General features: G+C 71.7%; 10 protein-coding genes and 1 pseudogene. 5 read left to right on the forward strand and 6 right to left on the reverse strand.

The features are described from left to right. Positions 1-206: 206 nt before the first annotated feature. Positions 207-1,085 (forward strand): hypothetical protein, encoded by an 879-nt coding sequence (locus ACLIN4_RS12380; protein ID WP_290013900.1) that lies wholly within the window; start codon positions 207-209, stop codon positions 1,083-1,085. A gap of 90 nt (positions 1,086-1,175) precedes the next feature. On the opposite strand, the gene mmsA is transcribed toward ACLIN4_RS12380, so the two are convergent. Continuing rightward, the gene (gene mmsA, locus ACLIN4_RS12385; protein WP_411575779.1) at positions 1,176-2,678 is read right to left on the reverse strand and encodes a CoA-acylating methylmalonate-semialdehyde dehydrogenase; all 1,503 of its coding nucleotides are present in this window, start codon (positions 2,676-2,678) and stop codon (positions 1,176-1,178) included. A gap of 14 nt (positions 2,679-2,692) precedes the next feature. After that, positions 2,693-2,968, reverse strand: a pseudogene (locus ACLIN4_RS12390) (hypothetical protein); the annotation flags it as partial. 564 nt (positions 2,969-3,532) lie between these two features. On the opposite strand from ACLIN4_RS12390, the gene ACLIN4_RS12395 reads away from it, so the two are divergent. Both ACLIN4_RS12395 and ACLIN4_RS12400 read left to right on the forward strand, forming a co-directional pair. Next, on the forward strand, positions 3,533-3,724 hold the full coding sequence (locus ACLIN4_RS12395; RefSeq protein ID WP_100045937.1) for a helix-turn-helix transcriptional regulator: 192 nt from the start codon (positions 3,533-3,535) through the stop codon (positions 3,722-3,724). A gap of 57 nt (positions 3,725-3,781) precedes the next feature. Next, positions 3,782-4,426, forward strand: a complete 645-nt coding sequence (locus ACLIN4_RS12400; RefSeq protein ID WP_307652797.1) for a GNAT family N-acetyltransferase — start codon at positions 3,782-3,784, stop codon at positions 4,424-4,426. Here the strand turns inward: ACLIN4_RS12400 and ACLIN4_RS12405 are convergent. Continuing rightward, positions 4,413-5,450, reverse strand: coding sequence for a zinc-dependent alcohol dehydrogenase family protein (locus ACLIN4_RS12405; protein WP_100045938.1), 1,038 nt, complete (start codon positions 5,448-5,450; stop codon positions 4,413-4,415). The genes ACLIN4_RS12400 and ACLIN4_RS12405 overlap by 14 nt on opposite strands. Before the next feature lie 166 nt (positions 5,451-5,616). Between ACLIN4_RS12405 and ACLIN4_RS12410 the strand changes: the two genes are divergently transcribed. Both ACLIN4_RS12410 and ACLIN4_RS12415 read left to right on the forward strand, forming a co-directional pair. Then, positions 5,617-5,856, forward strand: a complete 240-nt coding sequence (locus ACLIN4_RS12410; RefSeq protein ID WP_100045939.1) for a heavy-metal-associated domain-containing protein — start codon at positions 5,617-5,619, stop codon at positions 5,854-5,856. A 143-nt stretch (positions 5,857-5,999) separates the two neighbouring features. After that, positions 6,000-8,267 (forward strand): heavy metal translocating P-type ATPase, encoded by a 2,268-nt coding sequence (locus ACLIN4_RS12415; protein WP_307652796.1) that lies wholly within the window; start codon positions 6,000-6,002, stop codon positions 8,265-8,267. A 664-nt stretch (positions 8,268-8,931) separates the two neighbouring features. Here ACLIN4_RS12415 and ACLIN4_RS12420 read toward each other — a convergent pair. The 3 genes from ACLIN4_RS12420 to ACLIN4_RS12430 form a co-directional block, all read right to left on the reverse strand. Continuing rightward, positions 8,932-10,221, reverse strand: a complete 1,290-nt coding sequence (locus ACLIN4_RS12420; protein ID WP_100045941.1) for a citrate synthase — start codon at positions 10,219-10,221, stop codon at positions 8,932-8,934. 244 nt (positions 10,222-10,465) lie between these two features. Beyond that, positions 10,466-12,718 carry an ATP-dependent RecD-like DNA helicase gene (locus ACLIN4_RS12425; protein ID WP_290013907.1) on the reverse strand — a complete coding sequence of 751 codons (2,253 nt, stop codon included), beginning with the start codon at positions 12,716-12,718 and terminating at the stop codon, positions 10,466-10,468. A gap of 52 nt (positions 12,719-12,770) precedes the next feature. Continuing rightward, positions 12,771-12,956, reverse strand: a complete 186-nt coding sequence (locus ACLIN4_RS12430) for a DUF397 domain-containing protein (protein ID WP_107478363.1) — start codon at positions 12,954-12,956, stop codon at positions 12,771-12,773. Position 12,957 lies beyond the last annotated feature (1 nt).

Raw genomic sequence — 12,957 nt, forward strand, 5'->3', positions numbered from 1 at the left:
TCCGCCCCTCCCACGGAAGTACGGGGCGGGCGCCGCGTACCACGGACGCGGTAGGCGGAGTTGCCGGCGGATTACGTCCCGGGGGCCCCGGCGGACGGGAGCGGGGCGAAGAAACGTCCCGTCGTCCGGTGACCGGACGCTGTCGGTGGTGCCCGGTAGAGTCCCGGGCACAGGTGAATCACAGTCACGGCAACGGGTGGGGACTCATGAAACTGAGGTACAGCGCGGCCTGGGTGGGGCTGACGGCGGCGGCGATGGTCGCGGCGACCGCGTGCGGCTCGGAGAGCGCCGGGTCGGCGACCGAAAGCGCCGACAAGGTGGCCGAGAGCACCGGCAAGGCGGCCGACACGGCCGTGAGCAAGGCTGACACGATCATGGCGGCGCTCTCGCGGGCCACCGACCGGACCGAGGAGCTGGGCTCCGCCGAGGTCAGGACGACGACCGACCTGGGCACCGGCGAGCCGATCGCCATGGACGGCACCTACTCCTGGGGCGACGGCTACGCGCTCGACGTCGAGATGGACACCGAGGCCGTGCAGATGCAGGACCTCACGGACTCCCCGACCGTGCGCACCCTGTTCGTCGACGGCGCCTACTACTACGACATCGATCCGCAGCCCGACGGCCCGCTCGAGGGCAAGGAATGGATCAAGATCGACGGGTCGGTGGTGTTCGGCGAGTCGGGCGCCGCCGCGTTCAGCGGGAGCGGCGGGGCCAGCCCGGCGGACTCCATGAAGGGCCTCAAGTACGCGAGCGACGTCGAGGACCTCGGCGCGGAGAACGTCAACGGCAAGCCCACCACCCACTACCGTGCGGTGCTCGACGAGAAGGACCTGGGCAAGTTCAAGGAGGCCTTCAGCGGCGCCGACAGCATGCTCGGCTCCACCGGCGGCGACTCGATCACCATGGACATCTGGGTGGGCGAGAAGGACCTGCCGGTGCGCCTGGAGCAGGAGTTCGGCGCCATGAAGGTCACCATGGACTTCGACAGGTTCGGCGCCACCGAGGAGATCGTGGCCCCGCCCGCGCAGGAGGTCGCGGACCTCAGCGAGGAAGCGAAGAGCTCGGGCGCGACGGCCGGCTGAGACCACAGGAGGGTGCCCCGGCCCGCACGGGTGGGCCGGGGCACCGGGGCCTCGGTGGTCGCGCTCAGCGGTCGCGCTCAGCGGTCCGGATCAGTGGTTGCGCGGGAAGCCCAGGTCCACGCCGGTCGGGGCGTCGGCCGGGTCCGGCCAGCGGGTGGTGACGACCTTGCCGCGGGTGTAGAAGTGCGTGCCGTCGTTGCCGTAGATGTGGTGGTCGCCGAAGAGCGAGTCCTTCCAGCCGCCGAAGGAGTGGTAGCCGACGGGGACCGGGATCGGCACGTTCACGCCGACCATGCCCGCCTCGACCTCCAGCTGGAAGCGGCGGGCCGCGCCGCCGTCCCGGGTGAAGATCGCGGTGCCGTTGCCGAAGGGGGAGGCGTTGATGAGCGCCAGGCCCTCCTCGTAGGTGTCCGCGCGCAGCACGCACAGCACCGGGCCGAAGATCTCGTCCTGGTACGCCTTGGCCGTGGTCGGCACCTTGTCCAGCAGCGAGATGCCGATCCAGTGGCCGTCCTCGTGGCCGTCGACCGTGTGGCCGGTGCCGTCCAGGACGACCTCGCAGCCCTCGGCCGCCGCGCCCTCCACGTAGGACGCCACCTTGTCGCGGTGCGCCTTGGTGATGAGGGGGCCCATCTCGGACGTCGGGTCGTCGCCCGGGCCGATCTTGATCTTCTCGGCGCGTTCGCGGATCTTCTCGACCAGCTCGTCGCCGACCGCGCCGACCGCCACGACCGCGGAGATCGCCATGCAGCGCTCGCCGGCCGAGCCGTAGGCCGCGGAGACGGCCGCGTCGGCCGCCGCGTCGAGGTCGGCGTCCGGCAGCACCAGCATGTGGTTCTTGGCGCCGCCGAGGGCCTGGACGCGCTTGCCGTTGGCCGAGGCGGTGGTGTGGATGTAGCGGGCGATCGGGGTCGAGCCGACGAAGGAGACCGCCTTGACGTCCGGGTGCTCCAGGAGGCGGTCCACGGCCACCTTGTCACCGTGCACGACGTTGAAGACGCCGTCCGGCAGACCGGCCTCGGCGAGCAGCTCGGCGATCCTGTTCGCGGCCGACGGGTCCTTCTCGCTCGGCTTGAGCACGAAGGTGTTGCCGCAGGCGATGGCGATGGGGAACATCCACATCGGCACCATCGCCGGGAAGTTGAACGGGGTGATGCCGGCGACGACACCGAGCGGCTGCCGGATCGAGGACACGTCGACGCGGGTGGCGACCTGCGTCGACAGCTCGCCCTTCAGCTGCACGCTGATGCCGCAGGCCAGGTCGACGATCTCCAGGCCGCGCGCGACCTCGCCGAGCGCGTCGGAGTGCACCTTGCCGTGCTCGGCGGTGATCAGCTCGGCGATCTCGTCGCGGTGGGCGTCCAGCAGCGCCCGGAACTTGAAGAGGATCGAGGTGCGCTGCGCCAGCGAGGACTGACCCCAGGTCAGGTACGCGTCCTTGGCGGCGGCGACCGCGGCGTCCACCTCCTCGACCGAGGCGAAGGCGACCTTGGTGGTGACCGCGCCGGTCGCCGGGTTCGTCACCGGCCCGTACGTGCCCGAGGCGCCTTCGGCGGTCTTGCCGCCGATCCAGTGGTTGACGATGTTCGTCATGACCGAGAACTCCTTCACAGATGGCGGCGACGGGTCGAGACGTGCCGTTGGTCCAGCTCATGGGCGGTGACCGGCGACGACCGGAGCGCCGTCCGCGGCCATCGGGCCGTGGTCCGGGGCGTTCGGGACGCGGTCCGGGGCGTTCGGGTCGCGGTCCGGGGCGTTCGGGTCGCGGTCACTGCCATGGGTCCATCCCAGCAGTCGGGCGCTCCGGGCGCGCCCGACACTGTGTCTGCGGTTTGGGTGTCCGCGTAGACACGTGGGGCAGTGTCGGCGGCCGGCGCCCCTGCGGGACGCGGGAACCTCCGGCGCGGGCCGATGCGAGCGGGGAGTCGGCGCTCGCGCCTCGCTCCTGCCAGGGCGGGGCGGCCGCCCCGCGCCGGAGGCGTTCGGTGGGGGAACCGGCGTCGGCGGGCGCGGACTCCGGGCTCCCGGCGATCGGGTCGTGCGCCATCGCGTTCCCCTTCGGTGCCCGTCGTTCACTGCGCGCCGTCGCGTCTCCCCCGGTTTCTAGCCCCGCGGATGCGGCCTGTCAATGTTTTGTCCGGACATTCGGACGACATGGCCCGAGAGTCAGCCGTCCGCCGACGCACACCGCCCCGCACAGCGGAAGTCAACGCGCCACGCCTGAACTCCGGCGTACGCGTTTGCGGCACTCGTGTCACAAAAACGCTCCTTCTGTCACACGTGTCACGCGGAGGCGGGTCTTCCGTCACACCCGGGAACGGGCCCGGACCGCCCCGCACCCGACGTCGTTCACCCGGCACAGGCTTGGAGATCGCCGGCGCCGCACCCGGCTCCCCCCGGCGGCCGTCCCCGGCCGCCGCCGAGGTGCGCGCAGGGAGGTGCAACGAGTGACCGACCGAAGGCTCTGGTCCTACAAGGACATCGCGGCCCACATCCGGGTGCAGCCGGACACCGTCCGGTCGTACCGGAAGCACGGGCTGCTGCCGCCACCCGACCACGTGGAGGGCGGGAAGCCCTACTGGTACGCGGACACGATCCGGGCCTGGGTGGCGTCCCGGCCGCGCAACCGGAAGCGGTAGCCCGGGGGCCGGAAATTCGTTCGGTGCCCCATGGTCGCGTGGGGCACAGTTCCGCCCATGGACTTCTCCGTGAAACCCGTCCTGACCGGTGACAGGACCGTACTGCGACCGTTCACCGAGGCGGACGCCGAGCGCATGTGGGAGATCATCGGCGACCCCGAGGTGCGGCGCTTCACCGGCTCACCGGGGCGCGAACTCACACCCGAGGTGCTGCGCACCTGGTACGGCTCCCGCGGCGCCCAGCCCGACCGACTCGACCTCGCCGTCACCGACCCCGCCGACGGCGAGGTGCTCGGCGAGGTCGTGCTCCACGACTGGGTGCCCGAGGACCGCGCCTGCACCTTCCGCACCTTGATCGGCGCACGGGGACGCGGCCGGGGCATCGGCACCGAGGCGACCCGGCTGATCGTCGGGTACGGCTTCGAGGAACTGGGCCTGCACCGCATCCAGCTGGACGCCTACGCCTTCAACCACCGGGCGCTGCGGGTCTACGAGAAGGTCGGATTCGTGCGTGAGGGCCTGCGGCGCGAGGTGGAGCGGCGGGACGGCGTGTGGGTGGACGAGGTGCTGATGGCCGTCCTCGACCACGAGTGGGCCGCCCACCGCGGGCACCCCTCGACCGGACACGGGCCCTCCGAGGCCGACCGCGGGCGGCCCGACGCCGACCGAGGGCACCCCGGGGCGGCCGTCACGGCTCGATGACCGTCACGCCCGCGCCGGGCGCCGTCCCCATCGCCGCGAGGGCCGCCGGGACCGCATCCAGCCCGATGGTGGACGTCACCAGCAGGTCGGGGCGGAGCACTCCGCCGCGGACCAGTTCCAGCATCGGCGGGTAGGTGTGCGCGGCCATCCCGTGGCTGCCGACGAGTTCGAGCTCCAGGGCGACGGCGCGGGCCATCGGCACCGGTGTGGTGCCGTCGGCCGAGGGCAGCAGCCCGACCTGGACGTGCCGGCCGCGGCGGCGCAGGCCGTTCACGGACGCGGCGCAGGTGACGGGGGAGCCGAGGGCGTCGAGGGAGAGGTGGGCGCCGCCGCCGGTGAGGTCGCGGACGGCCGCCGCGGTGTCCGGCGTCCGGGAGGCGTCCACGCACTCCACCGCGCCGAAGGCGCGCGCCAGCTCCAGCGCCCGGCCCGACACGTCCACGGCGACCACCCGCGCGCCAGACGCCGCGGCGATCATCACCGCGGACAGGCCGACGCCCCCGCAGCCGTGCACCGCGACCCACTCCCCCGCCGCGACGCGGCCCTGCTGCGCGACGGCGCGGAAGGCGGTGGCGAACCGGCAGCCCAGCGAGGCGGCCGTGGCGTACGACATGCCCTCGGGCACGGCGACGAGGTTGACGTCGGCGTGGTCGAGCGCCACGTACTCGGCGAAGGACCCCCAGTGGGTGAAGCCCGGCTGGGTCTGGCGTTCGCACACCTGCTGGTCGCCCGCCGCGCACGCCCCGCAGCTCCCGCAGGCGCAGACGAAGGGCACGGTCACCCGGTCGCCGGGCCGCCAGCCGGCCACCCGGTCGCCGACCGCCTCGACGACGCCGGCGAGCTCGTGGCCGGGCACGTGCGGCAGCGTGATGTCCGGGTCGTGGCCCTGCCATCCGTGCCAGTCGCTGCGGCACAGCCCGGTGGCCTCGACGCGGACCACGACGCCGTGCGGCGCGGGCCGCGGGTCGGCGACCTCCCGCACCTCGGCCGGCTCACCGAAGCGCTCGAACACGACCGCGCGCATCCGTCACCCTCACTTCCGTAACTTCTGTAGCGGAGTCTCCGCTTCCCGCCCCTCATCTCACGGCAGGCCCATCCGGCGTCATACCCCCTAGGGGTACAGTGGAAGGTGAGTGGTCCGCGCCGGACCACGCGTACCCGCCACGAACGCCCCGACGAGGAGCAACGACATGACCACCCAGACCGACACCCAGGGCTCCGTCACCACCGTCTACAAGGTGAGCGGAATGAGCTGCGGACACTGCGAGGGCGCCGTTTCCGGCGAGATCTCCGAGATCGCGGGCGTCGGCTCGGTGCAGGCCGTCGCGTCCACCGGCGTGGTCACCGTCGTCTCCGAGGCGCCCCTCGACGACGAGGCCGTACGCGCCGCCGTGGACGAGGCGGGCTTCGAGCTGGTCGGCAGGGCCTGAGCGGCCACGCCACCGGGGGCACGGCCGACCGCCCGGGCGCCGCCCACGGCCCGCCGCGGCCCCGTTCCGAAGCACCCAGCACCTCCCACAGCCCCTCCGGCCGGGCCTCGCACGGTCCGGCCGGCCCGTCTGGAGTCCGGACCATGACCAGCACCACCGCGGAATCGCCCACGGACGCCACGGCCGCCGAGCCGGACCTCGCCGAGGTCGAGCTGATCGTCGGCGGGATGACCTGCGCCTCCTGCGCCGCCCGTGTCGAGAAGAAGCTGAACCGGATGGACGGCGTCACCGCCACGGTGAACTACGCGACGGAGAAGGCACGGATCACGTACCCGGCGACCACCCCGGTCGCCGACCTGATCGCCACCGTCGTCAGGACCGGCTACACCGCCGAGGAACCACAGCCGGCCGAGGAGGCCGAGCCGCCGCAGGGCGCCGGGTCCGCGGCGGGCGCCGACGACCCCGAGCTGTCCGCCCTGCGCCGGCGCCTGGTCGTCTCCGCCCTCCTCGCCGCCCCCGTCGTGCTGCTCGCGATGGTCCCGGCGCTCCAGTTCGACAACTGGCAGTGGCTCTCGCTCACCCTGGCCGCTCCCGTCGTGGTCTGGGGCGGGCTGCCCTTCCACCGCGCCGCCTGGACCAACCTGCGGCACGGCGCGGCGACCATGGACACCCTGGTCTCGCTCGGCACGCTCGCGGCGTTCGGCTGGTCGCTGTGGGCGCTGTTCTTCGGGGACGCGGGCATGCCGGGCATGCGGCACGGCTTCGACCTCACCGTCTCCCGTGCCGACGGCGCCTCCGCGATCTACCTGGAGGCCGCGGCCGGGGTCACCGCCTTCCTCCTCCTCGGCCGCTGGCTGGAGGCCCGCGCCAAGCGCCGCGCAGGGGCCGCGCTGCGGGCGCTGATGGAGCTGGGCGCGAAGGACGTCGCGGTACTGCGGGACGGGCGCGAGGTACGGATTCCGGTGGGCCGGCTGGCGGTCGGCGACCGGTTCGTCGTACGGCCCGGCGAGAAGATCGCCACCGACGGCACGGTGGTCGAGGGCGCCGGTGCCGTGGACGCCTCGATGCTCACCGGCGAGTCGGTCCCGGTGGACGTCGGCGCCGGCGACACCGTCACCGGCGCCACGGTCAACGCCGGGGGCCGGCTGGTGGTCGAGGCCACCCGGGTCGGCGCCGACACGCGGCTGGCGCGGATGGCGCAGCTGGTCGAGGACGCGCAGAGCGGCAAGGCCGAGGTGCAGCGGCTCGCCGACCGGATCTCGGGCGTCTTCGTGCCCGTCGTGCTGCTGATCGCGTTCGCCACCTTCGGCGGGTGGCTGGGCGCCACCGGTGACACGGTCGCCGCGTTCACCGCCGCCGTCGCCGTACTGATCATCGCCTGCCCGTGCGCGCTGGGCCTGGCCACGCCGACCGCGCTGATGGTCGGCACCGGGCGCGGCGCCCAGCTCGGCATCCTCATCAAGGGTCCGGAGGTGCTGGAGTCCACGCGGCGCGTCGACACGGTCGTCCTGGACAAGACCGGCACCGTCACCACGGGCCGCATGGCCCTGCACGAGGTGTACGCCGCCGAGGGCACCGACGAGGAGGAGGTGCTGCGCCTCGCGGGCGCCGTCGAGCACGCCTCCGAGCACCCCGTGGCGCGCGCGGTCGCCGCCGGCGCCGAGGAGCGGGTCGGCGCGCTGCCCGGCGTCGAGGACTTCGAGAACGTCCCGGGGCGGGGCGTACGCGGGCGCGTGGAGGGCCGTGAGGTGGTCGTGGGGCGTCTGCACGACACCCTCCCGCCCGGGTTGGCCCGCGCTCGCGACGAGGCCGAGAGGGGCGGACGTACGGCCGTCGTGGTCGGGTGGGACGGCGCGGCGCGCGGAGTGGTCGCCGTGGCGGACACGGTCCGGGAGACCAGCGCCGAGGCGGTGTCCGAGCTGCGCCGGCTCGGCCTCACCCCCGTACTGCTGACCGGCGACAACCGGCGGGTCGCCGAGTCGGTCGCCCGCGCCGTCGGCATCGACGAGGTGATCGCCGAGGTGCTGCCCGAGGAGAAGGTGGCCGTGGTGGAGCGGCTGCGGCGCGAGGGCCGTGCGGTCGCCATGGTCGGCGACGGCGTCAACGACGCCGCCGCGCTCGCCACCGCCGACCTGGGCCTGGCGATGGGCACGGGGACGGACGCGGCCATCGAGGCGGGCGACCTGACGCTGGTCCGCGGTGACCTGCGGGTGGCCGCGGACGCGATCCGGTTGTCCCGGCGCACCCTGTCCACGATCAAGGGCAACCTCGTGTGGGCCTTCGGCTACAACGTGGCCGCGCTGCCGCTGGCCGCCGCGGGGCTGCTGAACCCGATGATCGCGGGGGCGGCGATGGCCTTCTCCTCGGTGTTCGTGGTGACCAACAGCCTGCGGCTGCGCGCGTTTCACTGAGGTCTCGATGACCGGAGCCCTCTGGAGTCCGGCACGCACCTCACATAAGCTCTTCACAAGGCTCGCGCATCTTCCTTACGCTTGGGTCCCGGTCGGCGTATCGGGGCTCTTGCGCACCTAAGGGACATATGCAAGAGACGCAGATCACAGTGATGCGAACGTAACCATCGAAGGGGTTCGAAGGTCTAAGTTGGCGATGTCAGGCAGCGTCTTGGGGGGCGCCACCTGGCATCTGGGGATGTCTTGGGGGACTTTCCCAGAGCTGCGTTGCCGGGACACGTACACCGGGAAGCTTTGAGCGGCCCTCCCGGGCGTGCGTTGTCCCGGCAGACCGCACGACGACGGACACAGGCGACACGCAACACGCGAAAGAACGGCACGACAGGCACGGCGGGTTTCGCTCGTTGTGCTCAGTACAGCGATTCAGGCGCTGTCCTCACAGACGCCCGGCCGGATCCCGTGGGGGGAATCCGCACCGGGACATGGGAAGGCGCCCTGGTCGTCGGCCCGTGGGGGGACCGGCGCCGGGGCGCCTTCTGCTGTTCGCGGCCCGCGGGGCAACAGGACGGCGGGCGGGCGGGCGGGACGGGGCGAGAACGCGACAGGCCCCGCACCCGACGGCAGCGCGTCGAGTACGGGGCCCACAAGCCCGGGGAGGGGGCGCTCAGCGCTCCTCGACCGGCACGAAGTCGCGCTCGACGACGCCGGTGTAGATCTGGCGCGGGCGGCCGATGCGGGAGCCCGGCTCCTTGATCATCTCGTGCCACTGGGCGATCCAGCCCGGCAGCCGGCCGAGGGCGAACAGGACCGTGAACATCTCGGTCGGGAAGCCCATGGCCCGGTAGATCAGACCGGTGTAGAAGTCGACGTTCGGGTAGAGGCTGCGCGAGACGAAGTAGTCGTCGGAGAGCGCGTGCTCCTCCAGCTTCAGGGCGATGTCCAGCAGCTCGTCGGACTTGCCGAGGGCGGAGAGCACGTCGTGCGCGGCGGCCTTGATGATCTTGGCGCGGGGGTCGAAGTTCTTGTAGACCCGGTGGCCGAAGCCCATCAGGCGGACGCCGTCCTCCTTGTTCTTCACCTTGCGGATGAAGGTGTCGACGTCGCCGCCGGAGTCGCGGATGCCCTCCAGCATCTCCAGCACCGACTGGTTGGCGCCGCCGTGCAGCGGGCCCCAGAGGGCGTTGATGCCGGCGGAGATCGAGGCGAACATGTTCGCCTGCGAGGAACCGACCAGGCGGACCGTGGAGGTCGAGCAGTTCTGCTCGTGGTCCGCGTGCAGGATCAGCAGCTTGTCGAGCGCGGAGACGACGATCGGGTCGAGCTCGTACTCCTGCGCCGGGACCGAGAACGTCATGCGCAGGAAGTTCTCGACGTAGCCGAGGTCGTTGCGCGGGTAGACGAACGGGTGGCCGATCGACTTCTTGTACGCGTAGGCGGCGATCGTCGGAAGCTTGGCGAGCAGCCGGATCGTCGAGAGGTTGCGCTGGCGCTCGTCGAACGGGTTGTGGCTGTCCTGGTAGAACGTCGACAGCGCGGAGACCACCGACGACAGCATGGCCATCGGGTGGGCGTCGCGCGGGAAGCCCTTGTAGAAGTTCTTGACGTCCTCGTGCAGCAGGGTGTGCTGCGTGATCTCGTTCTGGAACGCGGTGAGCTCGTCGACGGTCGGCAGCTCGCCGTTGATCAGCAGGTAGGCGACCTCCACGAAGGACGAGCGCTCGGCCAGCTGCTCGATCGGGTAGCCGCGGTACCGGAGGATGCCGGCTTCGCCGTCCAGATAGGTAATGGCGGACTTGTATGCGGCGGTGTTGCCGTAACCGCTGTCCAGCGTCACCAGACCGGTCTGGGCTCGGAGCTTCCCGATGTCGAAGCCCTTGTCGCCGACGGTGCTGTCGATCACCGGGTAGGTGTACTCGCCATCGCCGTACCGCAGTACTACAGAGTTGTCGCTCACGTCTTCCCTCACCGACGTAGTGCCTCATCTTCGAGGTGCCCTGACTGTCTCTACCATCCCCCACTTGGCTCAGGAGAGTGCACTCGGGGTCGACCATCGGGCCTATTGGCGGCACTCAGTGCCGCCAACCAGCCCATCCTGCCCCCTCCCGACCCCATCCGGAAGTGCTCTGTGACCTTCCCGACTCATTTGATCGATCATTTTTGTCACAGGGGTCGGGAGGTTTACCCGGAGGGCCTGTGGGTCAGGAGCCCGCCAGCCGGAAGTCGAGCGCCGTGCAGCGCCGGCCGGCCGAGACCGTGCGCACCGCCTGTCCGATCGCCTTGCGGGAACCGACGAGGACGACCAGCTTCTTGGCCCGGGTGACCGCCGTGTACAGCAGGTTCCGCTGGAGCATCATCCAGGCGCCGGTCGTCACGGGGATCACCACCGCCGGGTATTCGCTGCCCTGGGAGCGGTGGATGGTCACCGCGTAGGCGTGGGCCAGTTCGTCCAGTTCGTCGAATTCGTACGGAACCTCCTCGTCCTCGTCCGTGAGCACGGTGAGGCGCTGGTCCACCGGGTCGAGTGAGGTGACCACGCCGACGGTGCCGTTGAAGACACCGTTCTCACCCTTCTCGTAATTGTTGCGAATCTGGGTGACCTTGTCGCCGACCCGGAAGACACGACCGCCGAACCGCTTCTCGGCGAGATCCGGGCGGCCCGGGGTGATGGCCTGCTGGAGCAGCCCGTTGAGCGCGCCGGCGCCTGCGGGGCCGCGGTGCATGGGGGCGAGCACCTGCACGTCACGGCGGGGATCGAGCCCGAACTTGGCGGGTACGCGCCGCGCGGCGACGTCCACGGTGAGCCGCCCCGCCTCCTCGGTGTCGTCCTCGACGAAGAGGAAGAAGTCCTTCATGCCGTCGGTGAGCGGGTGCTGCCCGGCGTTGATCCGGTGCGCGTTGGTCACCACCCCCGACTGCTGGGCCTGGCGGAAGACCCGGGTGAGGCGGACCGCGGGCACGGGACCGCCGTCGGCGAGCAGATCCCTCAGCACCTCCCCCGCCCCCACGCTGGGCAGCTGGTCGACGTCCCCGACGAAGAGCAGGTGGGCACCCGGGGGTACGGCCTTGACCAGCTTGTTGGCGAGGAGGAGGTCCAGCATGGACGCCTCGTCGACCACCACCAGGTCGGCGTCGAGCGGCCGGTCCCGGTCGTAGGCGGCGTCACCGCCGGGCTTGAGCTCCAGCAGCCGGTGCACGGTGGACGCCTCGGCGCCGGTCAGCTCGGCGAGGCGCTTGGCGGCCCGGCCGGTCGGGGCGGCGAGCACCACCTTGGCCTTCTTGGCGCGGGCCAGCTCCACGATCGACCGGACGGTGAACGACTTGCCGCAGCCGGGGCCGCCGGTGAGGACGGCGACCTTCTCGGTGAGGGCCAGCTTGACGGCCGCCTCCTGCTCGGGGGCGAGGTCGGCACCGGTACGCCGCCCCAGCCAGCCGAGCGCCTTGTCCCAGGCCACGTCCTGGAAGGCGGGCATCCGGTCCTCGTCCGAGCGGAGGAGGCGGCGCAGCTGTCCCGCCAGGGCCAGCTCGGCGCGGTGGAACGGGACGAGGTAGACGGCGGTGACGGGGTCGCCGCCCTCCGGGTCGGGGACCTTCTCCCGCACGACCCCCGGGTCCTCGCCCTCCTCCGGCTCGGCGGCCAGCTCGGCCAGGCACTCGATGACGAGCCCGGTGTCCACCTGGAGCAGCTTCACCGCGTCGGCGATCAGCTTCTCCTCGGGGAGGTAGCAGTGCCCTTGGTCGGTGGCCTGCGACAGGGCGTACTGCAGGCCCGCCTTCACCCGCTCCGGGCTGTCGTGCGGGATACCCACGGACTGGGCGATCTTGTCGGCGGTGAGGAAGCCGATGCCCCAGACGTCGGCGGCGAGGCGGTAGGGCTGGTTCTTCACGACGGAGATCGAGGCGTCCCCGTACTTCTTGTAGATGCGCACGGCGATGGAGGTGGACACCTCGACGGTCTGGAGGAAGAGCATGACCTCCTTGATCGCCTTCTGCTCCTCCCAGGCGTCGGCGATCTTCTTGGTCCGCTTGGGGCCGAGTCCGGGCACTTCGATGAGCCGCTTCGGCTCCTCCTCGATGATCGTGAGGGTGTCGATGCCGAAGTGCTGCGTGATGCGGTCGGCGAAGATCGGCCCGATGCCCTTGACGAGGCCGGAGCCGAGGTAGCGGCGGATGCCCTGCACGGTGGCGGGCAGTACGGTCGTGTAGTTCTCGACGTGGAACTGCTTGCCGTACTGCGGGTGCGAGCCCCAGCGGCCCTCCATCCGTAGCGACTCCCCGACCTGGGCGCCGAGCAGCGCGCCGACGACGGTCAGCAGGTCGCCGGCGCCTCTGCCGGTGTCGACCCGGGCGACGGTGTAGCCGTTCTCCTCGTTGGCGTACGTGATGCGTTCCAGGACGCCTTCGAGGGTGGCGAGCCGCCGCTCGCCCGGGGCCGCGGGGGGCTGGTTGGGCATGATCCGACGGTACCGGTGGGGTGTGACATGGGCGGCCCGGAGGGGGGCTCAGTTAACGGCCCGCCTGCGGCTTGAGGGCTTGGAGGAAGAGCGCGAAGGCCTCCGGCGGGAAGCTGAGGGTGGCTCGGGTGGGGGTTTTGCTGTCGCGGACGGTAACTCGGGCCGGGCGCGTCGCGACTTCCACGCAGTTGTTGCCGTCGCCCTCACCGGAGTAGGACGACTTTCGCCAGTTGTCCATG

Source organism: Streptomyces mutabilis (assembly GCF_046628145.1).
Taxonomy (GTDB): Bacteria; Actinomycetota; Actinomycetes; order Streptomycetales; family Streptomycetaceae; genus Streptomyces; species Streptomyces mutabilis.